Source organism: Marinomonas vulgaris, from assembly GCF_018145875.1.
GTDB lineage: Bacteria > Pseudomonadota > Gammaproteobacteria > Pseudomonadales > Marinomonadaceae > Marinomonas > Marinomonas vulgaris.
On record NZ_JAGSSV010000013.1, the window covers coordinates 1 to 25,208 of the forward strand.

General features: G+C 45.7%; 20 protein-coding genes. 4 read left to right on the plus strand and 16 right to left on the minus strand.

Annotation, left to right across the window (positions count from 1 at the left end; all coding sequences use genetic code 11):
- Positions 1 to 283 precede the first annotated feature (283 nt).
- The 6 genes from J9B83_RS10750 to gap form a co-directional block, all read right to left on the minus strand.
- The gene (locus J9B83_RS10750; protein WP_211536746.1) at positions 284 to 757 is read right to left on the minus strand and encodes an Lrp/AsnC family transcriptional regulator; all 474 of its coding nucleotides are present in this window, start codon (positions 755 to 757) and stop codon (positions 284 to 286) included.
- Between the two features lie 234 nt (positions 758 to 991).
- Positions 992 to 2,056, minus strand: a complete 1,065-nt coding sequence (purK, locus tag J9B83_RS10755; RefSeq protein ID WP_211536747.1) for a 5-(carboxyamino)imidazole ribonucleotide synthase — start codon at positions 2,054 to 2,056, stop codon at positions 992 to 994.
- Positions 2,057 to 2,058: 2 nt separating this feature from the next.
- Entirely contained in the window at positions 2,059 to 2,550 is a 492-nt protein-coding gene (purE, locus tag J9B83_RS10760; RefSeq protein ID WP_211536748.1) for a 5-(carboxyamino)imidazole ribonucleotide mutase, read from the minus strand.
- A gap of 209 nt (positions 2,551 to 2,759) precedes the next feature.
- Entirely contained in the window at positions 2,760 to 3,230 is a 471-nt protein-coding gene (locus tag J9B83_RS10765; RefSeq protein WP_211536749.1) for a methylglyoxal synthase, read from the minus strand.
- A 6-nt stretch (positions 3,231 to 3,236) separates the two neighbouring features.
- Positions 3,237 to 4,685, minus strand: a complete 1,449-nt coding sequence (gene pyk, locus J9B83_RS10770) for a pyruvate kinase (RefSeq protein ID WP_211536750.1) — start codon at positions 4,683 to 4,685, stop codon at positions 3,237 to 3,239.
- 81 nt (positions 4,686 to 4,766) lie between these two features.
- Positions 4,767 to 5,780 carry a type I glyceraldehyde-3-phosphate dehydrogenase gene (gap, locus tag J9B83_RS10775; RefSeq protein WP_211536751.1) on the minus strand — a complete coding sequence of 338 codons (1,014 nt, stop codon included), beginning with the start codon at positions 5,778 to 5,780 and terminating at the stop codon, positions 4,767 to 4,769.
- A 380-nt stretch (positions 5,781 to 6,160) separates the two neighbouring features.
- On the opposite strand from gap, the gene edd reads away from it, so the two are divergent.
- Positions 6,161 to 7,975, plus strand: coding sequence for a phosphogluconate dehydratase (gene edd, locus J9B83_RS10780; protein WP_211536752.1), 1,815 nt, complete (start codon positions 6,161 to 6,163; stop codon positions 7,973 to 7,975).
- 164 nt (positions 7,976 to 8,139) lie between these two features.
- Here edd and putP read toward each other — a convergent pair whose 3' ends face one another.
- A complete protein-coding gene (gene putP / locus J9B83_RS10785) occupies positions 8,140 to 9,636 on the minus strand; it encodes a sodium/proline symporter PutP (protein WP_211536753.1) in 1,497 nt (498 codons plus the stop codon).
- A 477-nt stretch (positions 9,637 to 10,113) separates the two neighbouring features.
- Positions 10,114 to 10,980 carry a transcriptional regulator HexR gene (gene hexR / locus J9B83_RS10790; protein WP_211536754.1) on the minus strand — a complete coding sequence of 289 codons (867 nt, stop codon included), beginning with the start codon at positions 10,978 to 10,980 and terminating at the stop codon, positions 10,114 to 10,116.
- Positions 10,981 to 11,069: 89 nt separating this feature from the next.
- On the opposite strand from hexR, the gene J9B83_RS10795 reads away from it, so the two are divergent.
- Both J9B83_RS10795 and ung read left to right on the plus strand, forming a co-directional pair.
- Complete coding sequence (locus tag J9B83_RS10795) at positions 11,070 to 11,966, plus strand: phosphotransferase (protein ID WP_211536755.1); 897 nt, start codon at positions 11,070 to 11,072, stop codon at positions 11,964 to 11,966.
- Positions 11,963 to 12,706, plus strand: coding sequence for a uracil-DNA glycosylase (gene ung / locus J9B83_RS10800; protein ID WP_211536756.1), 744 nt, complete (start codon positions 11,963 to 11,965; stop codon positions 12,704 to 12,706). The genes J9B83_RS10795 and ung overlap by 4 nt, the downstream gene beginning before the upstream one ends.
- A gap of 19 nt (positions 12,707 to 12,725) precedes the next feature.
- Here ung and ygfZ read toward each other — a convergent pair whose 3' ends face one another.
- The 3 genes from ygfZ to J9B83_RS10815 all read right to left on the minus strand — a co-directional run bounded on the left by ygfZ (position 12,726) and on the right by J9B83_RS10815 (position 18,130).
- Positions 12,726 to 13,649 (minus strand): CAF17-like 4Fe-4S cluster assembly/insertion protein YgfZ, encoded by a 924-nt coding sequence (gene ygfZ / locus J9B83_RS10805; RefSeq protein WP_211536757.1) that lies wholly within the window; start codon positions 13,647 to 13,649, stop codon positions 12,726 to 12,728.
- Between the two features lie 96 nt (positions 13,650 to 13,745).
- Complete coding sequence (locus J9B83_RS10810; protein WP_211536758.1) at positions 13,746 to 14,753, minus strand: response regulator; 1,008 nt, start codon at positions 14,751 to 14,753, stop codon at positions 13,746 to 13,748.
- Positions 14,750 to 18,130, minus strand: a complete 3,381-nt coding sequence (locus J9B83_RS10815; protein WP_211536759.1) for a PAS domain S-box protein — start codon at positions 18,128 to 18,130, stop codon at positions 14,750 to 14,752. Before J9B83_RS10815 ends, J9B83_RS10810 begins: the two co-directional genes overlap by 4 nt.
- Positions 18,131 to 18,402: 272 nt before the next feature.
- On the opposite strand from J9B83_RS10815, the gene xylB reads away from it, so the two are divergent.
- Positions 18,403 to 19,893 carry a xylulokinase gene (xylB, locus tag J9B83_RS10820; RefSeq protein WP_211536760.1) on the plus strand — a complete coding sequence of 497 codons (1,491 nt, stop codon included), beginning with the start codon at positions 18,403 to 18,405 and terminating at the stop codon, positions 19,891 to 19,893.
- A gap of 12 nt (positions 19,894 to 19,905) precedes the next feature.
- Here xylB and J9B83_RS10825 read toward each other — a convergent pair whose 3' ends face one another.
- From J9B83_RS10825 to J9B83_RS10845, 5 genes are all read right to left on the minus strand, one after another.
- The gene (locus tag J9B83_RS10825; protein ID WP_211536761.1) at positions 19,906 to 20,802 is read right to left on the minus strand and encodes an AraC family transcriptional regulator; all 897 of its coding nucleotides are present in this window, start codon (positions 20,800 to 20,802) and stop codon (positions 19,906 to 19,908) included.
- 142 nt (positions 20,803 to 20,944) lie between these two features.
- Entirely contained in the window at positions 20,945 to 22,375 is a 1,431-nt protein-coding gene (locus J9B83_RS10830) for a mannitol dehydrogenase family protein (protein ID WP_211536762.1), read from the minus strand.
- 1 nt (position 22,376) lies between these two features.
- On the minus strand, positions 22,377 to 23,471 hold the full coding sequence (locus J9B83_RS10835; protein ID WP_211536763.1) for an ABC transporter ATP-binding protein: 1,095 nt from the start codon (positions 23,469 to 23,471) through the stop codon (positions 22,377 to 22,379).
- An 18-nt stretch (positions 23,472 to 23,489) separates the two neighbouring features.
- The gene (locus J9B83_RS10840) at positions 23,490 to 24,320 is read right to left on the minus strand and encodes a carbohydrate ABC transporter permease (RefSeq protein WP_211536764.1); all 831 of its coding nucleotides are present in this window, start codon (positions 24,318 to 24,320) and stop codon (positions 23,490 to 23,492) included.
- Positions 24,321 to 24,330: 10 nt separating this feature from the next.
- Positions 24,331 to 25,191 (minus strand): carbohydrate ABC transporter permease, encoded by an 861-nt coding sequence (locus tag J9B83_RS10845; protein WP_211536765.1) that lies wholly within the window; start codon positions 25,189 to 25,191, stop codon positions 24,331 to 24,333.
- Positions 25,192 to 25,208 lie beyond the last annotated feature (17 nt).

Below are 25,208 nucleotides of genomic sequence, written 5' to 3' on the forward strand. Positions count from 1 at the left end.
TCGACGTCACTGACAGACAAGAGACGAATTGATCTGGTTTGTTTTGACAGGTCGACGTTACCGCCTGAGTAACAAAGCGCTTCTTGTTTGTCATTTAGGCTGACGCGTCGAGGGACGAGACAGGCGCAAGTAAATGACATTACAAGAAGCTCGGCAGTGAAGACCTTGAGGAATGAGGCAGGCACGAATAAATGTCAGATAAAAGCGTGCATTGGACTGCGTTTTCTCATAATACATCCATGTAGCTAAGGGTTTTAATAGAGATAGTGAATGTCTTTATGCGTCAGTTAGGTAACGGGATATATGGAGAGTATTTGACTCGGTTTAAGACGATGGTTGATGTTAGGTCTTGTATGTAAGGGAGGTTACCGAGAGACTCATTTAAAAATATTGAAAGTGAAGGTAAGTCGGAGCTGATGACTTTGAGCCAGTAGTTAGCTTCGCCGCTAATAGAGTAACATTCAAGTATTTCTGGAATGGCTTCTATCGTTTGTTTGAAGTCTTTGTCGGAGTTTTGCTGTCTTTTATCAAGGGCAATGTTGACGAAAGCGGTTACTTGGTAGCCAAGTTCACTGGCATTGAGTTGAGTAAAATATGCTTCGATCAAGTTGTGTTGTTCTAGCCGTTGCAGGCGTCTTGAGCATTGAGAGGGTGATAGGTTCACTTGTTCTGATAAGGCGACGTTGCTAAGGCGTGCATTGGTTTGAAGCGCTTTAAGTAGGCGCCAGTCGAAACTGTCGAGTTCAATTTGGTTCATTTAAGATTCCTTACCAGCGTCTACGCATGAGAAGCTGTTATTGTTATTTTAATAATACTGGTTTTGATCAGACCAATTAGAATAAGGAGTTTTTAGAAGGAAACAAGCGGTAGATCTGTTTATTTTGATGCTTTTTCGTGTTTTGTTGCACGATTCTGATTCTCACCTTTTGATACACGAAAAAAAACACCACGCAGTAAACGTGATGTTTAGTGATATACCAATGACAGATTATTAATTAGGTAAGTTTTTTGCTAGCCAAGTTAATGCTTCTGGGTAAGGTTCTGGTAAGTCGAGTGTCGAGAGAGCGGTTTGCAGTACGGATAGATCACCGGAGCAGAAGTTCAGGTGTCCTACTTTTCGCCCAGGGCGAACGTCTTTTTTGTACCAGTAAAGTTCTAAGCCTTTGATGTTTAACCACTGATAATCGACGTCGACACCGATTAAGTTGACCATCATGCTTTGATTTTTGACATTCGCAGGTACAAGTGGCAGCCCTGTAACGGCTCTGACGTGGTTTTCAAATTGACATACACTTGCGCCGGCTTGTGTCCAATGTCCACTGTTATGTACGCGTGGTGCAAGCTCGTTGATCAATAGGTGGTCACCGACTCGGAAGCATTCCATCGCCATGACGCCCACATAATCCAAAGCGTCCATGAGCTTGGTCAGCATGGATTCTGCTTTGTTTTGTAGTGGTTTCAGGCGCTCTAGTGGCGAGATAGAAGCATACAAAATGCCGTTGATGTGCAGGTTCAGCGTTAATGGGTAAAAGTGTGTTTGCCCATCTTTGCCACGAACGCCAACCAGTGACACTTCCTCATCAAAATTGATGGCCTGTTCAGCGATTGCAAGGCCTTTCCAGTCTTCGGGTATGTCTGTACCTTCAGCGTGTTTTAGCCAGTATTGCCCTTTGCCATCGTAGCCGCCACGACGACGCTTCATTAGTACGCGGTCGCCTAGGGTTTCATAGGCAAGGTCGGCTGTTGAGTTTGCTTCGACTGGAAACCAAGGTGCGGTTGCCAATTCAAGACGATCCAGCCACTGTTTTTGTGTGAGGCGATCGGCAAGTTGTGGAAATGTAGCGAGGTTGACGAAGTTGCTGTGCGTAGCAAGTTGTTTGGTTGCTACTGTTTCAGGCCACTCTTCTCGTTCGGCGGTGACGATATCGTCAGGCGAAAGCGCTAAGGTCTCTGTGGACTCAATGTCGACAGGGCGTACGTCTAGGCCAAGTGGTGTGGCTGCTTGTTTTAGCATGGCGCCCAATTGTCCCGCGCCTAATACCCATAAAACTGACATGATTAAGCCTCTCTAGGGTCTGGGTTGGCGAGAACCGTTTCCGTTTGATTCGTGCGAAATGCTTCGATTTTTTCTGCAAGCTCTGGGTTGGTAACAGCAAGAATCTGACAAGCCAATAAACCCGCATTGAATGCGCCAGCACTGCCGATGGCTAATGTTCCAACAGCCACGCCTTTTGGCATTTGAGCGATAGACAAAAGGCTATCCATTCCATTCAGTGCTTTGCTTTGTACTGGTACTCCTAGCACGGGTAAACGGGTATGAGCCGCTACCATGCCCGGTAAATGTGCCGCGCCGCCGGCGCCACCTATAATGACTTTGAAGCCTCTATCGACAGCGCTTTCAGCAAATTCTGCAAGTTTTGCGGGAGTGCGGTGAGCGGAAACTACTTCAACATGATACGCAACGCCAAGGGTATCCATGATCTCTGCGGCGCCTTCCATCGTAGCCCAATCACTTTTGGAACCCATTATTAGGGCAACTTCTGCTTGCAAAATATCTCTCCTATTGTGGTATTCAACGTGGTGCTGAGGGGCATTAAGCGCTGAATAAAATCGGTCATTGGTTCAATGTAACGCCGGTCTTGGGCGTCTACACGTGATAAGAATTGGCGGCTAATATAGCCGATTTTGATAAAAACAGCGAGTGTTGTGGTGCTTTGATGGCACTTGGGAAGCAAATCAAGCAGAAAAGAAAAGAGCGACTAAAGTCGCTCTTGAAGGTATTTGTCGTAATCCGGTATTTGTCGCTCGAATTCACTTTCAAATAAAGGCGATGACACCAAAAAGTTTGCCGAGGCAACACTGCAGGCAATAGGGATATTCCATACCGCTGCTACTCGTAATAAGGCTTTTATGTCTGGGTCGTGAGGCATGGGTTCAAAGGGATCCCAGAAGAAAATCAACACATCGATTTTGCCTTCTGCGATCAAGCCACCCAGCTGCTGATCACCGCCCAGTGGGCCACTTATTAAAGAATGCACAGGCACCTTTAATTGCTTTTGCATCAGGTTGCCGGTTGTGCCAGTTGCCATTAGGTTGTGTTTGATGAGCTTGGCTTTGTGTTCTTCAGCCCATTCAATCAATGCTGGCTTCATGTTGTCATGGGCCACCAGAGCGACGTTTTTACGCTCTGGTGTGACAATGGTTTTTTGTTGCAAGGTCTTGCTCTTCACCGATGATTATTCCTTTACAGCGCCAACTTGTACTACTTTCATCATGTTAGTTGTGCCGAAACTGACAAGGTGGTCGCCTTTGGTCACAATGACAATGTCACCGTCTTTGATCAAACCCAGTGATTTAACGTGATCAATTAGGCCGGTCACGATGGTCTCAACATTGAATTCTTGCGACGAGAAGGCGACTGGAGTGACACCGCGATACAGATTTACCTTGTTTAAGGTAGCTTGATTGGGCGATAAAGCATAAATAGGCAAACCTGAACTGATGCGTGACATTAATAATGGCGTGGTGCCCGATTCGGTCAAGCTAATGATGGCTTTGACGCCTTCAAGATGGTTGGCCGCATACATGGTAGACATGGCAATGGTTTCGTCGATGCTGGTGAATTTTACATCGATACGATGCTTGGAGCGATTAATCGCTGGCTGCTTTTCAGCGCCCAAACACACCCGATTCATGGTTTTAATCACTTCTTCAGGATAGGCGCCAGCGGCGGTTTCTGCCGATAGCATCACGGCATCGGTACCATCCAACACAGCATTGGCTACGTCGAACACTTCAGCACGGGTAGGCATGGCGCTGGTGATCATGGTTTCCATCATTTGTGTTGCTGTGATCACAGGGCGATTCAATTGACGACAGCGTTTGATCATGTGCTTTTGAACGCCAATCAATTCGGCGTCGCCAATTTCTACACCAAGGTCCCCACGGGCGACCATAACGGCATCGGAGGCTAGAATGATGGCATCTAATGTTTCGTTGTCAGCAACCGCTTCGGCACGTTCTACTTTGGAAACAATGCCTGCTTTAAGACCGGCAGCTTCAGCCAGTGCTCGTGCTTCGTGAAGGTCTTCTGCGCTGCGTGGGAAAGAGACAGCTAGGTAGTCAGCTTTTAATGCAGCAGCCGTTTTGATATCTTCTCGGTCTTTATCTGTCAATGCAGCTGCAGACAATCCACCCCCTTGGCGGTTGATGCCTTTGTTGTTAGACAAAGCACCACCGACGATAACCTTGGTGATAACTTCTTGACCTTTTACTTCTAATACTTCTAGCACAACACGACCATCATCGAGCAATAAGATGTTGCCAGGTTCAGAGTCCTTTGCTAGCTGTGGGTAGTCGATCCCCACGCGTTCTTCGTCACCGTTGTTTTTATCGAAGCCCACGTCAAGGATAAAAGTCGCGCCGTCTTTTAGTTCTACTTTGGTGTTTTTGAAACGTGCGATGCGTATTTTGGGCCCTTGCAAATCGCCTAAAATAGCCACATGGCGATTGTTCTTTTTCGCCATCTCGCGAACAACATTTGCTCGGTCAATGTGGTCTTCAGGTTGACCATGAGAGAAATTCAGTCGAAAGACGTTTGCTCCAGCTAGGATGAGTTTTTCAATCATTTCTGGAGAGCTGGAAGCAGGGCCTAATGTGGCAACAATTTTAGTTCTACGAGTCATGTTATTTACCAAAGATTAGAAAGCGTGAAGTAGAGTATAAGAAACGACGAAGGCTGCGTCTGCAGCCTTCGTGTATTTAGATTATTTAGCAGCCATTAATGCAATGGTATTGTCGAGCATTCGGTTAGAGAAGCCCCATTCATTATCATACCAAGCCATTACCTTAACCAATTTCCCCTGAACGCGGGTTTGCGTCGCATCAAAGTTAGAGGTGTAGGCGTTATGGTTAAAGTCAGTGGAAACCAAAGGCTCATGGTTGACGTGTAATACTTGCGCAAGGATCGGATCAGCTTTAATTGCCTCCTCGATAATGCTGTTGATTTCGTCTACTGTAGTTTCTCGTGGCGCTAGGAAAGTCAGATCCACTAGAGAAACGTTGATCGTCGGTACGCGAACAGATAGGCCATCAAATTTGCCTAACAGTTCAGGAATAACCAAACCAACAGCGGCAGCGGCACCCGTTTTGCTTGGAATCATGTTCATAGCGGCGGCACGAGCGCGATATAGATCTTCATGGTATACGTCTGAAAGGCGTTGATCGTTGGTGTAAGCGTGAATGGTTGTCATCAAACCGCTTTCAATGCCTAGTTTTTCGTTAAGTGGCTTCGCAAATGGAGCGAGGCAGTTGGTTGTGCAAGATGCGTTAGAAATCACTGTCATTTCAGAGGTTAAGATGTCTTGGTTAACGCCATAAACCACAGTGGCATCGACTTCTTTACCAGGTGCTGAAATGATGACTTTTTTGGCACCGGCTGTGATGTGGGCGCTGGCTTTTTCTTTGGTAGTGAAGAAACCTGTGCATTCGTATACTACATCCACATTTAGCTCAGCCCACGGAAGATCTGCAGGATTGCGCTCTGAAAAGGTGCGAATTTTATCTTGATTGATGTACAAAGCTTCATCATCGAACGTCACGTCTTCGCTGAAGCGACCGTGAACGGTGTCGTATTTGGTTAAATGCGCGTTGGTTTTAGAGTTGCCAAGATCATTAATAGCAACAATTTGGATTTGATCACGCTTACCTGATTCGTACAGCGCTCTTAATGTGTTACGTCCAATGCGTCCATAACCGTTGATAGCTACTTTAATCGTCATACTCACCTCTAAATAGTGTGATAGTAGCGGAGTACTTAAATGAAAAACCCCGCATTTGAATGTTGCTCTTTGAAGTAAAAATACTACATAAGTAATTTTTTAAGCAAGGACTAGTGATAAATTCCTTAGCATTTGAATAAATATTGATCAGCTTGTGATCTTATGAAGATATTATACAGAGATATATGACAAACGTTAGAGCATTGGGCTGAGAAAAGAGGGATTTCATGAACTTTTTCGTAAATTTATTACATAAAATTAATTTATTTTCGAAATTTGTGACGTTTAACAGATGAAATAAACTTTAAATGTAGTAATATTACATAAAATATAGATCTCAGGTTGGCATTGAGATAATTGAACGAATAATGGAGTGAAGCATGAACCCGATTGTTGCTAAAGTAACGAACGACATTATTGAGCGAAGCAAAATATTGCGTACTCAATATTTACAGGACATGAAGAAAGCACAAGAGCAAGGACCGCATCGTGGAAAGTTATCGTGTGGCAATTTAGCGCACGGTTTTGCTGCATGCCAACCACAAGAAAAACAAAAGCTCACCTTAATGGAAGAGGCTAATATCGGTATTGTCTCTTCTTATAATGACATGTTGTCGGCTCATCAGCCTTATGAACAGTACCCTGACCAAATTCGTGCCGCGGTGAAAGAAATGGGTTCTGTTACCCAGTTTGCCGGCGGTGTGCCTGCCATGTGCGATGGGGTGACTCAAGGCCAAGATGGTATGGAGTTGAGTTTATTCAGTCGCGATAACATTGCACAAGGTGCGGCGATCGCTTTGTCTCACAATATGTTCGATGCTGCCATTTACTTGGGCATTTGTGACAAAATCGTTCCCGGTTTGTTAATTGCTGCGCTACGCTTTGGTCATCTACCCGCTTTGTTTATTCCTGCAGGCCCTATGCGTTCAGGTATTACAAATACAGCTAAATCAGCCGTTCGTCAGCGTTTTGCTCAAGGGCAAGCAACACGAGACGAATTATTAGAAGCTGAATCAGCGTCTTACCACAGTGCGGGGACCTGTACGTTTTATGGCACAGCGAACTCTAATCAGCTGTTGGTTGAAATGATGGGGTTGCAATTACCTGGCTCGTCTTTTGTGAACCCCGATGATCCATTGCGTGGTGCGCTAACCAAATACGCGGCTCAGCTGTCCACTAAAATTACGGCGTTAGGACGAGATTATCGTCCTCTTTGTGAGGTGATTGATGAGCGCAGCATAGTGAACTCCATTGTTGGTTTGTTGGCAACCGGTGGCTCGACTAACCATACTATGCACATTGTGGCGTATGCGCGTGCAGCCGGTATTGTGGTGACTTGGGACGACTTTGCTGCCTTGTCCAAAGTCGTGCCCTTGATGACACGCATTTATCCGAATGGCCAAGCTGATATTAACCATTTTCATGCTGCAGGCGGCATGGCTTTTTTAGTGAAGCAGTTGCTTAAAGGTGGCTTGTTACACGAAGAGGTGAACACCATCGTCGGTAAGGGCTTAAGCCATTATACAAAAGAGCCTTTCTTAGAAGGCGACCAACTGGTGTGGCGAGATGGGCCAGCGAATAGCCTTGATGAAGACGTGGTGAGGCCAATAGAAAACCCATTTAGCAAAGAAGGCGGCTTGACGTTATTAACCGGTAACCTAGGGCGTTCTGTCATTAAGGTATCCGCGGTAAAAGAAGAAAACCGCATTATCGAAGCGCCGGCGGCGGTATTTCATAGTCAAAACGATTTAGCCGAGGCCATTGCCAGTGGTGAGTTAAAACGTGATTGCGTAGCTGTGGTTCGATTCCAAGGGCCAAAAGCGTTAGGTATGCCCGAGTTGCATAAATTGACTCCTTATTTGGTTAATCTACAAGATCAAGGTTACAAAGTGGCTTTAGTGACCGACGGCCGTATGTCGGGTGCTTCTGGTAAAGTGCCTGCTGCTATTCATTTGACACCTGAGGCTTTAGCTGGGGGCTTGATCGCTAAAATTCAAAATGGTGACATGATTCGTTTAGATGCCGTTGCGGGTACCTTATCGGTACTGATCTCAGACGAAGAATTACACAATCGCGCGGCGGCTCGGCACGATTTAACCGCTTCTCATCAGGGTATGGGACGAGAATTGTTCAGTGCTCAGCGTATTCTAGTAAGTGGTGCTGAGCAGGGCGCCTGTAGCTTATTCAATGATTAAAACGTTCCTCTGACTACTGGCATTTTTGCTGGTATATGGTGTTTTTGGGCTTTATTAAGCCCTTTTTTTATTCATAAAAAAGCCCGAACCTTCGCAGTTCGGGCTTTTTAATATCTAACCATAGACTCACCCACACCTAGGGTAAGTCGTAGGTGTTCAATGTATTACTCCATTGTATCCAATGCTTTTTCATATTCGTCAAAAGACTGGGTTACATCTTCTTCTGGCTCACCGCTCGCTAAGCTCACAATGAAAATAGTCAAAGTCGCTAAAATGAAACCTGGAACAATTTCATAAATATCAAAAAGTCCGCCAGACAATTGCTTCCACACCACAACGGTGACACCACCGACGATGATACCGGCTAATGCGCCGTTGCGGTTCATTTTGCGCCAGAATAAGCTCAACAGAATGGCTGGGCCAAAGGCCGCACCAAAACCTGCCCATGCATAAGATACAAGGCCAAGTACGGAGCTTTCAGGGTTTAGAGCCAGTACCAAGGCAACCAGCGAGATGGCGACAACCGCAAAACGACCCACGTTAACGATTTGCTTTTGCGTCGCCTCTTTGTTAAACAATTGCTTATAAAAGTCTTCCGCTAGCGCTGAAGAAGAAACCAGTAACTGAGAATCCGCAGTACTCATGATGGCAGCCAAAATAGCGGCCAATAGAATGCCGGCAACAACAGGGTGGAACACGGCATTAACCAAAATCATGAAGATTTTTTCAGAGTCAGCTAGGTTACCCGCCAAGTTTGCATCGACAAAATTGATGCCAACCAAACCAATCAACAAAGCGCCTGCCATGGATATCATCGTCCAGACCACGGCAATACGACGTGCAGTGCCAATGTCTTTGTTTGAGCGAGCGGCTTTAAAACGCGCAAGGATGTGAGGTTGACCGAAGTAACCCAAACCCCATGCAACAAGAGAAATGATGGCAATGGCGCTAAGTGGTTCGCCGCTGACACTGGTCCAGATGTTGAGTAATTCAGGGTTCTTAGCCATCAAGCTGTTGGAAAGGTCCGACCAACCGCCTTCGATCGCAATAAGCGGGACGATAACCAGCGCCGCGCTCATCATTAAACCTTGTACTAAATCTGTCCAAGCGACGGCAAGAAAGCCACCGAATAGGGTGTAAGAAACAACACACACGGTGCCGATAACAACAGCGTAAGTGTAATCCAGACCAAATACGGTTTCGAATAACTTGCCGCCAGCCACTAAGCCAGAACTTGTGTAAAACAAGAAAAATAACAAGATGAACAACGCCGAAATGGTTTGAATCATCTTAGATTTGTCATTGAAGCGAGTTGAGAGGAAGTCTGGTAGAGTCAAGGCGTTGTTTGCCTTGATGCTATAGGTTCTTAGGCGTTTGGCACAAATTAGCCAGTTTAGCCAAGTACCGACCAGCAAACCACCAGCGATCCAAATGGATTCCATACCTGCTGCAAAAGCATAACCTGGTAAGCCAAGCAGTAGCCAGCCACTCATATCAGACGCGCCGGCAGACAATGCGGTAGGCCAAGGGCCTAAAGAGCGGCCACCAAGAAAGTAGTCTTCTGAGCTAGATGTTCGTTTGTAAGCGTACAGCCCAATTCCTAGCATCACCACTAAGTAGGCTAGGAATGTAAAGCTGATCGCGTAGCTATTTTCTATCATTATTATTGTCCCCTAATTGGAGTGGTTGCGAATGAAACAACCTATTGAAAAGATCATTTATCAGTGTGACCTCATTTTTAAGTATGGCTAAAATGGGGTGTAACCGATTGAATAAAAGATGCTCACTGCATCGTGATACCACATTCGTAAAGCGCATTTAAGACAGTTTTTATTGTGACGGTCGTTGATACTCATGGTGAAAAAGCATGACAAACTGTAAAGAGAATGAATCGCATTTTTACATATTTCAAGACCTGCGCCGATTCTAAGGGGCGTAGGAGGGATAATCTTTCAAAAATCTCTGACAAAGTTACAGGATAGTCCGATTAGACGGGTTGAAAGGACATTTGATGAAATAACATTTCTTTACAGGGTGTTGTCGGAGCGGTAATAAAAGCAAAAGGCACACAACAAATGAGCCTTTTGATTTTTGATTTTTGACTTTCGCTAAGTGTCAGTGTGTAGGCTTAACGGGCGCTATTTTTTATCGACTTTCGGCACGCGAGTATCTCGAACGCTTTGCTTTAGCTTTTTGAGGTGAGCATTAAACTCTGGGCCACGCTTTAACAATACGCCGGTTGCTAAGGCATCGATTAAGGTTAAGTACACGATACGAGAGCTCATCGGCGTATAGATATCTGTGTCTTCCGTCTCTTCAATTGGCAAAACGATAGAACAGTGCTCTGTTAATGGCGACTCTGGGTTAGTAATGCCAATGACAGTAGCTCCCGCTTCTCGAGCAACACGGGCGGTTTCTATGAGTGGTAAAGTGCGCCCTGTATAGGAAATAATCACCACAGCGTCACCTGGGTGAGTGCCTGCTGCGGCCATACGCTGCACGAGAATGTCGGTATAAGCGACGACGGGCATATTAAGGCGAAAGAATTTATGGTGAGCGTCTTTTGCTACAGGACCAGAGGCCCCTAATCCATAAAATTCAATGCGTCTTGCTTGTGCTAGCACATCGACCGCTCGACTGATCAAAGACTCAGGCAAAATATCCTGTGCTCGGGTCAGGTTGTTTTTCGCTGCTTCAAATATCTTCGCCGTAATGGCGCCTGGGCCATCGTCTGGCTCGACGTTTAAATTGACATAAGGCGTGCCGGTAGCAAGGCTTTGAGCAAGAGAAACTTTAAAATCAGGAAAACCACTGCCGATTAAACTGCGGCAAAAACGGTTCACCGTAGGCTCACTGACTTCGGCTCGTGCCGCCAGTTTTGCGATACTCGAGTGAATTGTCGTTTTTGGGTCAGCAAGGATGGCTTCCGCGACTTTTCGTTCGGATTTGCTAAGCGTGCTTAGACGGTCTTGTATTTTACGAATAATGTCTTCGTGTTTATTCATGTATCTGCTTCAAAGTTGGCTATTGACTCGGATTGTTTGATTGTCCATTCTGACAGCGACTTACAATTCTGGCAATAAAATGATGAAAAATGACAACATTATCTGAGTGTTTGGCTAAGATGTCGGCAATATTGCCACTGGAATGTACGATAGAAACTACATTATTGGATGATGGTTTTCTAAATAATGTGTATTTGCTTAGCTGGAATGGCGCACCGCAATGGGTTCTTCGTATTCCTTATGAGAAAAGCGAGCTGTTTCATATTCATCGAGCGGAAGAGCTTAGGGTGTTGAACTGTGCCGCCGAGCAAGGCATCGCGCCAGTCGTGGTCTGGCAAGAAAGCGAAACGGGCTGCGTTGTCAGTCAATTTGTCATGCAGCCCAGTCTAGATTGGTCGGTGTGCCATGGGGATAGCGATATTATTCGTCTTGCTCAGGCTTTGGTTCGATTCCACGCCTTGCCCGCGGGGCAGCACAGTTACTCAGTGTTTGACGTGATTAAGGGTTACCTGCAGCGCATTGAAGAAGGGATTGTCGAAAATGAAAGTCTCAAGAAAGAATATGACTATCTCGTATCAATGTTTCAACAAATGACACTTCCAGAGCGTCTATTACCATCTGTACTTTGCCATAATGACGTAAACCCTAAAAATGTCCTCATGGACAATGAGCATTTATGGCTCATTGATTATGAGTATGCCGGTTTTGGTGATCCTTTGTTTGATTTGGCGCTTGTGGCCCAGTCTCATAATTTAGACCCACGCCAAACTCGCTTGTTGTTGTCGTCTTATGGCGTTGATTTCTCTTCTGGTGGCTTGTTGGCCGCGATTGATCATTACAAAATCGCCTATGGCATGCGAGAAATGGCGTGGATGTTGTTGAAAAGCGCCATCACACCACAAGACAATAAGGCATTCGCTTCTTATTTGGCGTTTAAAGATTCGCCATCGTTAAATCCGTTTTTACTGAATAAAGGTAACGCATGATAATCAACGCCATACCAAGTGACTGGCAAGCTTATTTAGCCGATGAGTTTGAACAAGACTACATGAAGGCACTAGCGCAATTTCTGCAAACAGAGACACGCACAAAAACCATATTTCCAGCGGAGTCCGATTATTTTAACGCCCTTAAAGCGACTTCTTTTGATCAAGTGAAAGTCGTGATTTTAGGGCAAGACCCTTACCATGGCGAAGGGCAAGCACATGGCTTGTCTTTTTCGGTTTTGCCTGGGGTAAAGGTGCCACCATCCTTGGTAAACATTTACAAAGAACTGCAAACCGACTTGGCAATAGAGCCAGCCAAGCATGGCTATTTACAGTCTTGGGCGGAGCAGGGCGTTTTATTGCTGAACAGTGTGTTGACCGTGGAAGCCCATAAAGCGGGTTCTCATCAAAACAAAGGCTGGGAAATATTCACCGATAAGATCATCGAGGTCATTAATCGCGAGCATCAGGGTGTGGTGTTTATGTTGTGGGGAGCGTACGCGCAGAAAAAGGGTCGCCAGATAGATAAGACTAAACACTGTGTGGTCGAAAGTGTGCACCCTTCGCCTTTGTCGGCGTATCGAGGGTTCTTTGGGTGTGGGCATTTCTCAAAAGCCAATGATTACCTGCAAGCGTATAAAAAAATGCCGATCGATTGGGGCCTTCACTCTTTAGGTGAACAGGGTAAAACAGATTCCGGTAACGGCATTCAAATGGGTCAGATAGGGTTGCCTTTCTGACCCTTATTGTTTTTTGTCGTTACTTTATGGCTAACGGATAAGACAAAGGTAAAAAGTAAACGGTTTTTCCGTCCAAGCTTGGTTGAATTATCTCGCTTGGGTCCGTGCTAACAATGACCTGAGCGATGTTTGTGTCTTGTACGGTACCGCAAGCTAGAATCTGGCCTAGGCTTTTGCCTTCTTCATCCACCAAGTCTTTGCTGACATCGAGTTCGCCTTCCCACGTTATTAACGCCAGTTGTTTTTTTGATTTGCCACGGTATTGCATACGAGCAACAATTTCTTGCCCTGTGTAACAGCCTTTAGTGAAGCTGATGCCGCCGGTGCTTTGCATGTTTAGCCATTGGGGCAAAATTGTCTCGCTTTGTTCTAGTGTGATCAAAGGGCGCGCGGTTAAAAGCGATAGGCTGGTTAATTCAGCATTTTGCTCAGTTAAAGCGGGGTATGCGGCTTCGACCAGACGCCACTCCATCTTAAAGGGTGTATTGCATACTGTTAGATTTATCATGCCTTCTTGATGAGACATGGGCAACAGCTCGGATATCTTGTCTGCGTACGATGTCGAATCGAAGGGCGCTTGGGGCGTTAAGTAGGAATAGATATGAAAGTCTTCGCTGGCATCGCTCAATTGGGTTTTAAAAAACACGGCGTACTTTTTCAAATGAATGAGCGTTTTCTCGACCAAATCTTTGGTCATCAACAAAAAGACGCTGTCGTCACCTTGTAGTACAAAAAAGTTAGCGATGATTCGACCTTTCACACTGCAAACTGCGCCATATAAGCCATTGTCATCAGACAGTTTGTTCATGTCGCAGGTCACCTGACCTTGTAAAAATTTCTTCGTGTCAGCACCGGTGATCTTTATCACTCCAAGGTCTACATGTTTTGCCAGCACGTCTTTGTGTTGGCCGATGGCGTCGATGATATGTTGAAGCGTGTTCATAGGGGCGTCCATAAAATAACTCTACTTTGGATAGCGGTGTTTGAATAGCGTATCAGTAATGACAGATTTTACTTTTTCAATGGTGAGGCGCGATAACTATTCCGTTTTTGTTTCAGCAAACTGGGCCTGAATCTCGAGTATCTTTGGCAGCTCTTGTTCTAACAAAGGAATCAGCGAGGGATCAAAATGTTTCCCGCTTTGCTCCTTGATAAAAGCGATAGCTTCTTCGGTTGACCAAGCGCGTTTATAAGGTCGCTCGCTGGTCAAGGCATCAAACACATCCACAAGAGCAACGATTCGCCCTTCGATGGGAATATCTTCTCCGGCGAGACCATTCGGGTAGCCGCTGCCATCCCATTTCTCATGATGTGAAATGGCGACTGAATGAGCCAGTTCAATCAAATAAGAGCTGGGGTTCGATAAAATTTCCGCGCCAATTTGGGCGTGGGTTTTCATTACCTCATATTCGTCAGCCGTGAGTTTGCCTGGTTTAAGCAAGATGCTGTCAGGAATGCCAATTTTACCAATGTCGTGCATGGGAGCGGCCATCATCAGGTCGTCGGCGGATTCGTCACAGAACCCATAAGCCGATGCGATGACTCGTGCGAAGCGACTCATGCGCTGTACATGCATGCCGGTTTCGTTGTCTTTGTATTCCGCCGCTCGACCTAATCTGTCGATGAGATCTATATGAGTATTGAGCAGTTCGTCGGCACGAATCAAAGACAGGTGATTTTTGACCCGGGCCAAAACAATAGCAGGGACAATGGGTTTGGCGATGTAATCCACCGCGCCGATTTCGAAACCTTTTTCTTCATCTACGCTGTCTTTAAGGGCGGTGACGAAAATAACCGGAATGTGCGCGGTCTTCGGATTTTTCTTCAAGCGCTCGCACACTTCTAACCCCGTCATTTCGGGCATCATGATGTCGAGCAATATCAAGTCGACGGTTTCTTTTTCGACCAGATTTAAAGCGTCTTGCCCTGAGCGAGCAAACGACAAGCGATAACGAGCGGCCTGTAATACTTGTCGTAGTACTCGTAAGTTGGATGGTTCATCGTCCACGAGAAGAATACGAGGTGCGGGTTTGCTACCGATTCTCAAGCGTTGTCCTCCTGTGAAAGTAATATTTTTAAGTCCGTTAGAAGCACAACGGCGTGATTAAAATCGAAGTCTGAGATGGCCTCACTGGCCTCAATGACCTGAGGCTTAATAAATAGTGGAGCTTGTTGGATGAGTAATTCGATGTTGTCATCATCTAGCTCGCCAAAATTGACCGAGGTTATCAAAGAATCAACCAAAGCAAGTAAGTCGTCTCTCGATAGATGAGTTTGTAAGTCAGTTTGCTTAGGTGGTGCTGTGAGGTGACTGGCAGACAGGTGCTGTCGCTCTAGTGAGAATTGTGCCAATAATGCACTGATATCCTCGATGAGCTCTTTGCATTGTTCGGCATTTTCTCCTAAAGCCGCTTGCTCTACCTGCATCATGCCATTGGCGATGGAAAGCAAAGCCAAGTTGCCAGAGGTGCCTTTCACTGCATGTGCTAAAGCACGTAAGTCGTCAAAGGCATTTCTAGTCGCTAAGTTCGTTAAGGTGTCCACTAGCTTGTTGTTAGCCTGTTGGAAACGTTCTAATTCCGTGAGATACGTCGGCATATCCTTCCACAAAGTCAGTCCTTTTTGCAGATGAATTTGCTGATATTTGGCATGACCGTGCGGGTTGTAAGTGTCTTTTTGCTCTAGTGTGGTTGGTGTTTCATTCAGCACTCGCGCCATTTCAGCAATCAGAACGGGCATTTCAATCGGCTTGTTGGCAAAGCCATCCATGCCCGCTTGCTCGGCGTCGAGCTTGTCTTCTAGTAGTACATTGGCGGTGAGAGCAATAATAGGGGTATGAGGTAAGCGTTTCTCTTTCTCATAAGTACGAATGATTTGAGTCGCGGTTAGGCCGTCCATATTAGGCATTTGGATGTCCATCAAGATAATGTCTGGCTCGATGGTTTTGAACTGCTTGATAACATCATGGCCGTCTTTGGCCAAAAATACTTCATGCTGATGTTTTTCTAACAATAAGGTTAATAGAGTAAGATTCTGTTCAATGTCATCAGCAATTAATACGCGCTTAGGGGTAATGGTTAGAGCTTGTGGTATTTGTTCATCTGGCGTTAAGGCGGTTTCTACTAGGGGTAAGTCAAAGGTAAAGCGACTGCCGACGCCTATTTCGCTGGTTACCCGGATATCGCCCCCCATTAGATTGACCAGTTGCTTTGAGATACTTGTGCCTAAGCCTGTGCCGCCAAAGCGGCGACTCATGGAGGCATCCGCTTGGGTGAAAGGGTCGAAGATAGTGTCGACACGTTCTTTGGGGATACCTATGCCTGAATCCTCTATAACAAAACGAACCATGTTGTTGGGTTCAGAGGATAGGGTTAAGGACACTCGGCCTGTTTTGGTAAACTTAATGGCGTTACCGAGAATATTCATCAATACCTGACGAATGCGGTCTTCAGCACCTAGATACACACTGGCTAAAGTGGGATCAATACAAAAACTCAGTTCCAAGCCCTTACTGCGGGCTTGTAACCACAAAGTAGAGACGACGTTATCTACTAAGCTGGCAAGAACAAAAGGACGCTGGTCCAGCTCGAGTTTGTTTTTGTCTAATTTGGCACTGTCAAGAATGTCATTTAACAAATGCAACAAAGAGCGTGCCGATTTGCTGATGGTGGACAAGTGTTTTTTGTTGTCACTAGAAACATCCGAGTCCAACAAAATATCTGAAAAGCCAATAATGGCGTTCATAGGGGTGCGGATTTCGTGGCTCATATTGGCTAAAAAAGACGCTTTGCTTTCGGCTGACGCTTCGGCTTTATTTTTTGCATCGCGCAATTCTTCTTCCATTTCGACCCGTGCAGAAATATCCAGAATAACGCCATCAATCCATTCTGGTTGGCCGTCTTCGTCATATATGATCGAACCGTTCTCAAATACCCAAACATAGTGCCCATTTTTATGTTTCAAGCGATATTCTATGGCGTAGTTTTTATGCTCCGTGATGGCATCGTCGATGATGTGTGTGATTTCTTTGTCGTCATCGGGGTGAATCAAGCTGGCCAAGGACACTGTGTGGTTATAAAACTCCTCGGTGCACCAGCCAGCGACTTCTTGAATGGCATCACTGACGAACTTGGTTGTCCATTTGTCATTGATTAAGCAACGAAAAGACGCCCCTGGAATGTTTTTAATCAAAGAACTGTATTGTTTCTCACTTTTTTTGATGGCATCCTCTAGAGCTTTTCTTGTGGAAATGTCAGTGATGAAACCAACAAACAAGGTATCGCCACCGGGAATGTCCACTCGACCAATGCCTAATCGAATAGGAAACACATCGCCATTTTTACGAATGGCACATATTTCTCGTTCTGTGCCAGCGATGCTGGACTCGCCTGTTTGGTTAAAGCGTCCTAGTAGGAGTTTGAACTCATCGATGTAGTGCTGGGTAAACAAAATATCAAAAGATTGATCCAGTACCTCGTCTTCGTGCCAGCCAAAAATGGTTGTAGCGGCTTTATTGAACTCTTTAATGATGCCATAGCTATCAATTGTTACCACGCCATCGACTGCCGTATCTAATGTCGTTTTCAAGCGCACTTCGCTGGTGGTTTTTTCTAGTAAAAGCTGACGATAGCGCAGCTGCGATACTATGTTTAGGGCTAAAAAAAACAGCAATAACATGATGATGGTGACAATGGTCACGATAAATGAAATTGAACTGCCGGAGTTGGCGTCCATGGTGTGCATGTGATGCAGATTTGAGGTGCCAGTGGTGATAAACCGAGCACCTGCCATGCCGGCATAGTGCATGCCAGCAATGGCACCGCCCATAATCAAGGCGCTGATGCAATTGGCTGAAATTGCGCCTAGTTTAGGAAATAGTCGTCTTATATGATAATGAGTTGATAGGGCGATAAAGGCCAGCAATACGGCAATAATAATAGATGCACTAAACCAAAATGGGTCGTATTTTAGTTCGACACTCATTTCCATCGCTTCCATACCAATATAGTGCATGGTGCCTATACCGCCGCCTACCAAGACGCCGTTAGCGAGTAACTGCCATAAAGTCAGATTGATTTTGGTCAACCTTTTTAGCGTGATGTAAGACGCCAGCACACTAGGAATCAAAGACACCGTAGTGAGTACAGGGTCGTAATGAATACCGTGGCCCATGTCGAAGGCCAGCATACCGACAAAATGCATGCTCCAGATGCCACCTGCCATAACCAAAGAACCAGCCATAAAAGCAATGTTGCGGTATTTTTTGATGACGATGTGATGCGCTAGGGAGGTAAAATGCAAGGCAAAAAACGACGCGCCGCTGGCGAGAAGAATAGACAATATCACCATTAGGTAATTGTATTCACCGATGGCTAGCTCACTTTGATCTATTTGAGTGATAAAAAAATTATTTAAAAAAGACATCTCATCAATATTCTATTGGTATAAAAGCAATGGCATCTTTACCCTTATCAAGAAAGGATAAAGCAGAGTAATATTAAGCAGGCAAACACTTTTTACTGCTTAATAATGTGTGTATTAATCCGTTTAGTAATACAAACAAAGAGAATTGTTCTCTTTGAAATTGACTCTGCAATCTTATGTTTTGATGATGTAAGTCAATGTTAATCTTTGTAATAGCATGACACATAAAATACGAAAAATAACCACTATTATCTGATCAAATGAGTAATCAAATGTATTTAGGTCTTGATCTTGGCACTTCTGGTATAAAAGGCGTCGTTATTGACGACAAAGGCACTGTTTTAGCGCAAGAATCGGCGTCGTTAACGGTATCTTCACCGCAACCTACTTGGTCTGAACAAGACCCTTTGTCGTGGTGGCAAGCGTGCGTTGAGGTGATTGCTCAGCTGCAAGATCGTTTGGATTTGGGAAAGCTTAAAGCCGTGGGATTATCAGGGCAAATGCATGGCGCCACCTTGTTGAATAAGCAGGGCGAAGTGCTCAGACCTTGTATCTTGTGGAACGACGGTCGTAGCCAAGCACAATGCGATGCGCTTATGGCTGAATGTCCTGAATTGATGACGCGCTCAGGAAATCTTGCCATGCCGGGATTTACCGCCCCGAAAATACGTTGGGTGCAAGACAATGAGCCCGATATTTTTGCGCAGCTAGCCTATGTTTTACTGCCAAAAGATTACCTGATGTATCGTCTGACTGGTTTGATGACCACCGACTGCTCCGATGCGGCGGGAACCTTGTGGTTAAACCCAGAAACGCGCCAATGGGACGATATTCTATTGGCGGCCACAGGCCTAACTCAGAGTAATATGCCGACAGTACATGAAGGCAGTGACTTAATTGGACATTTATCCCCAAGTGTTGCTGAAGAGCTAGGTTTGCCCTTGTTGCCAATCGTAGCCGGCGGTGGAGATAACGCCGCAGGAGCAGTTGGAATGGGCATCACTTCGCCAGGCCAAGGCTTTATTTCCCTTGGTACTTCTGGTGTGTACTTCAGCGTGAGCGAATCACACAAAGCTAATCCACAAAATACGGTTCATGCTTTCTGTCATGCTCTGCCTCATCGTTGGCATCAAATGGGCGTAACACTGAGTGCGGCCAATTCTTTGGCTTGGCTGGCCAAATTACTCGATAAAAGCGTACCGGAATTATTGGATGCTCTAGAAGACAGCGACATGCTGCGAACGAATGTGTTGTTTTTACCCTACATAAGCGGTGAGCGTACGCCTCATAACGACCCCTTTGCCAATGGCCAGTTTGTCGGATTGACCAACAACACGACAACAGAAGCCATGACGTTGGCAGTATTAGAAGGCGTGGCGTTTTCGTTATTGGATTGCCAAAATGCGTTGCACAGTGCGGGCAGTTCAGTAGAGGCATTGTCTTTGATCGGAGGCGGAGCTCGTTCCGCTTTGTGGCGTCAAATTATTGCGAACGTATTGAATAAGATCTTAGTTTACCGAGATGGTGGAGATGTCGGGCCAGGTTTAGGGGCGGCACGTTTGGCTTTATTGGGCGAGCAACAAAGTCAAGGACAAGATCTTGAGGCTTTAATTGCGCAGCATTGCACCATGCCGGAAATCTTGGAAGAACATCATCCAGAGGAAAGCACGCAAGACTACTACCAAGAAAAGTACGCGCTGTATCAAAGCCTTTACCAAGCGACAAAAGGGTTAAATCTTCGTTTGTCTCAGTTAACCCTTTAACAATATAAACTCTTAAGACGTGGCGGTCATGCCTTCGATGCGGATGTTACTTTGCGTACGGAAGTCTCTTGGTGTGACGCCTTTAAGCTCGTGAAAACGACGATTAAAGTTTGCCACGTTATTAAAGCCCACCTGAAAGCATATAGTAGCTATTTGCTGATCGGTTTCCGTTAGCAAGCTGCAGGCACGACTGATGCGTACGCGATTCACAAACTCAATAAAACGGTTGCCGGTGGCTTTTTTGAAAAAACGCGAAAAATGGCTATCGGACATACCAATCAAGCCGGCGACGCTCGATAAAGTAATGTCTTGGTTGTAGTTTTGTGACACATAATCCACAACGGTGTTGATTTTTCGTTGTAAGGTTTCGTTCGATTTAAGGTCAATTTGAACCGTTGATAATAAACGGTAATCACGACTTTGTGCCAGTTTTTGCAATAAAGGTAGCGACAAAAGCAGTCGTGATAATCCACTAGAATCTCGTACCTTTTGGAACATTTCTTTGAGATAAGCGTGGTCGAGGCCAAAAAATTCAATGCCAGATTTTGCTCTGGTCAGCATAGGAAGAATTTCAGCTAATTCGGGGATGATTTTCATGCCGTTGGCGAAAGCTTCATGGTCAAAACGAATCACCATATCGCGTACATGAACAATTTGCTTATCGTCTTGGCAGATCCAGTTGTGAGGCAATCTCGGGCCGGTCAAAATAAGCTGACCTGGGGAATAATTACCGATGTAATCGCCGACAAACACCTTGCCTGAGGTTTCAACAATGAAGTGCAGTTCGTAATCTTCATGGGCGTGCCAACGAATAAGATCGCTTGGATGACCGTGCTCAAGGTAACGGATGGTTTCGTTGTCCTGAACGATTTCGTATTCGGGGGTAATACGTTTAGCGGTATTAGGCATAATCTTCTCGCTTAAGCGGATACGCCGAGAGTGGACGCGGCTACCTTGCTTACTTTTTTTATTATTAATGAAAACAGACCCAAAGACGTAGACAAAAGCGGTTAAGCAAAGAGTAAACGCCTTCGGGTTGGTTGAGCATTATTTAAGCATATTTTGCCATGGTTGTCTGAATAGCCTGAGTTAACTCTGTGACAAAATCAGGGAAATCTACTGGTACTGTGCCCCATAAGAAGCTGTCTGTCGCAAAGGCTTGAATGCCCTTTTCGTCATGAGTAAAAGGGGCAAGCGCAGCACGATTTGGCTCGTGGTATGGCGTGCTCACTTTACCTTGACTAGACAAATGCATGAAGGCAAACCAACTGGCAATCCCTTGAATGGTTTTGCTTGGGGTGCGGCCTTTTTTGTAAGCACCTTCGAGTGTTGGAAACACAAAGATGGGGAACTTAAAGTAACCATCGGTGCAAATGCGCTCAACGGTATCGCCAATGTTTGCATTGCTAAAACGTTGAGCGATGATTTGGAAATACGCCGGTAAATCCACCACAGAATCCCCAATAGCAGGAATGGAATCTTGCGTGATGAAGTCGGTGAAGTATTGCTTGAGTTCACTGTCGCGCATGGCTTCGTCGAAATAGGTCAAGCCTTTTAATGCTGCTTGGTAAGTCACACAAGTATGACCCGCGTTAAGAATACGGATTTTCGCTTCTTCAAAAGGTACCACATCGGCGACAAACTGCACGCCAACACGATCCAATGGCGGTTTCTCACCAGCAAAATGGTCTTCTACTACCCATTGGATGAAATCTTCGCCCATTACTGTCATAGCGTCGTCGATACCAAAGCGCGAGTGCACATCGTCTACGTGCTGCTGACTTGGTTTTGGCGTAATACGGTCTACCATAGAGCAGGGGAAAGACGCATTGTCAGTCACCCATTGAGCTAATGCGGAGTCTTGTTTTGCCGCAATAAACTGCATTAGACCTGCTTTTAATAGCTCGCCATTGTGGCGTAAATTATCGCAGCACAATAACGTGATTTTGGCGTTGGATGTTTCACTACGCTGCTTTAGGCCCGCGTACAAGAACGCATAAAGTGTGTTGCGCTCACCCGCTACGTCCGCTTTGATCGCGGGATTGTCGAGCATAAGAACGCGATTTTCATCAAGGTAATAACCGCTTTCTGTGACCGTCGAGGTGACTAGCTGGATGCTGGCGTCTGCCAATGCGGCGTCTACATCTGCCGGCGCTTTTGCGCCGTCGATTTGCTTGATCAGCGAGCGAATGTGCTCGTATTGCGTCACGCCATCAGCGGCCATGGTTTTCAACACGTATTCGCCATCTTGATGAACAAAGCGTTCGAACGCTTGGCTGTCTTGTGGGCGAATGTTGACGCCAATAATGCCCCAGTGTTGTTGGTCATCATGGGCAAGCAAGCGATCAATATAAACCGCTTGGTGCGCGCGATGAAACGCGCCCACACCAAGATGTAAAATGCCGGGTTTGATTGCTTCTTTTTGATAGTCTTGAACATTCAATTGTTCAGCGTTTAAAGAAGCCTGAAGGAAATTGGCCATCTTATGCTTCCTCTGGAATAACGGAAACGACTTGGTCGTTATCGTTAAATAAAATAATTTCGTTTACGTCGACATGGATATGGACTTCTTGGCCGTCTTTTAATTCAAGACGGGCGCCAGCTTTCACAATGATAGTTTGGTCATTTTGTAGCTGAATGTGTGCGTAGGCTTCGGAACCTAGATGCTCAACCAATTCGATGCGACCAGTCAGGTCCCCACCTTCTGGTACCAAGGTCAAATGCTCAGGACGAATACCGACGATCACAGAGTCTGGCTGAGTGCCCTTAATGCGTTTCGCAGGGAAGTGAATAGTGTGACCAAACATATCGAACACGAGTTCGTCTTCTTTGTGAGTGATCTTATCCGCTGGAATCAGGTTCATTTTTGGTGTGCCGATAAACTCAGCAACAAAACGGCTATTTGGTTTGCGGTACAGCTCAAGTGGTGTGCCGACTTGCTCAATTTGACCAGCATTAAGAATCACTACGCGATCGGCCAATGTCATGGCTTCCACTTGGTCATGGGTTACGTAGATCATGGTAGTGCCCAGTTTTTTGTGCAGACGAGCAAGTTCTAGACGCATTTGCACACGCAAGGCGGCGTCTAGGTTAGACAAAGGCTCATCGAACAAGAAAACTTTTGGCTGGCGAACGATCGCACGGCCAATAGCCACACGTTGACGTTGACCACCGGACAATTCTTTTGGTTTACGATCCAGTAATGCGTCTAGTTGCAAAGAAGCAGAAACAGAGCGTACTTTTTCTTGAATTTCCGCATCCGACACTTTCGCTAAGCGAAGCGCAAACGATAAGTTATCGGCTACTGTCATGTGCGGATACAAGGCGTAAGATTGGAACACCATCGCCAAATCACGCTTTGAAGAAGCCAGTTCTGTAATGTCACGGCCGTCTAGTTCGATACTGCCGCCAGTGCTGGATTCAAGACCTGCAATGGTACGCAATAAGGTGGATTTACCACAACCAGATGGGCCAACGAAGACGACAAACTCACCCTCGATGATGGATAGGTTAATACCGCGAAGAGCGTGGTAGTTGTCGTAATGTTTTTGTAGATCAGTAATCGCTAAGTAAGACATAAAAGAGTTTCCTAATAATTATTTTACGGCGCCGAATGTAAGGCCTTGGACTAATTGTTTTTGGCAGAACCAACCGAATACAACGATAGGAGCACAAGCCAGAGTAGAGGCAGCAGACAGCTTCGCCCAGAACAAGCCTTCAGGGCTTGAGTAAGAGGCAATCATCGCGGTCAATGGCGCCGCATCAGAAGCGGTTAGAGTGAGAGACCAAAAGGACTCGTTCCAGCAAAGTACGATAGACAAAAGAGCCGTTGATGAAATAGCGCCCATAGACAAAGGCAGTACCACTTTTACTACTTCGTCCCAAGGCGTTGCGCCATCCATACGAGCCGCTTCTAAGATTTCTTTTGGTAAATCTTTAAAGTAAGAAAACAGCATCCATACCACGATAGGTAAGTTCATCAAGGTGAAAATAATCACCAAAGCGGTTTTGGAATCCAGCAAACCGTAGTCGCGACAAAGGATGTAAATAGGAACCAGTACACCTACCGCAGGCAACATTTTAGTTGAGAGCATCCACAACAAGACATCTTTGGTGCGTTTGCCTGGCGCAAATGCCATGGAAAACGCTGCTGGTACAGCAATGATCAGCGCCAAAATGGTTGAACCAAAGGCGGTCACGATGGAGTTGAACGCGTGGTGAATATAGTCACTGCGTTCCTGTACTTCCGAATAGTTGTCTAGCGTCGGTTCAAAAATAAGTGTTGGCGGTATAGAAATCGCCTGCAGCTCTGTTTTGAACGAAGTAACAAACATCCAAAAGATAGGGAAAAATAGCACCAAGGCGATTGTCCATGCGAACAACCCTGTTATGAAGGTTTTGAGTTTGCGTTGTTGATTAAGAGTCATCGTATACACCTTATACCGTTAGGTTCTTGCCAACGGCACGAATTAAGAAGAAAGCGACGATATTCGCCAGCACCACGGCAAGCAAACCACCAGCAGAAGCCGCTGCAACATCAAACTGCAGAAGAGCTTGGTTGTAAATCAAGTAAGTAAGGTTAGTACTGTCGTAACCTGGGCCACCGCCGGTAGAAACAAGAATCTCGGCAAACACAGCCAATAAGAAAATGGTTTCAATCATCACAACCACCGCGATTGGGCGCGCTAGGTGTGGAATGGTTAGGTAGCGGAAAATGTGCCAGCCTGTGGCGCCATCCATTTGAGCTGCTTCTTTTTGCTCGGTGTCTTGTGACTGTAATGCCGTGACAAATACCAAGATTGCAAAGGGAAGCCACTGCCAGCTCACCATAATGATGATGGACATGAGCGGGTAACTGGACAGCCAATCAATCGGTTCAAGTCCAAGAGATTGGGAAATCCAAGCAAAAATGCCGTATACCGGGTTCATCATCATGTTTTTCCAGATCAAGGCATTGACCGTCGGCATGATGAAGAAAGGAGAAATCAGTAAGACACGAACAATGCCTTGACCAAAAAATGGCTTATCAATCAGCGCAGACAGCATGACGCCAAAGACCACGGTAATGAACAATACAGAGAGTAGCAGTATCAAGGTATTAGACACGGCCGGAATAAAGGCAGGGTCGGTGATAAAGAACTCAAAGTTTTGCCAGCCTACAAAGCCATTTTGATCAGGATTATACGAACTAAATTGGATCGTAGAAAAGTAGATGGTCATGGACAATGGAATGATCATCCAAGCTAAAAGCAGGATGACAGACGGCGCCATTAATAAGCGAGTGATTGAACGCTTCATGTTGTATGTCTCTTATT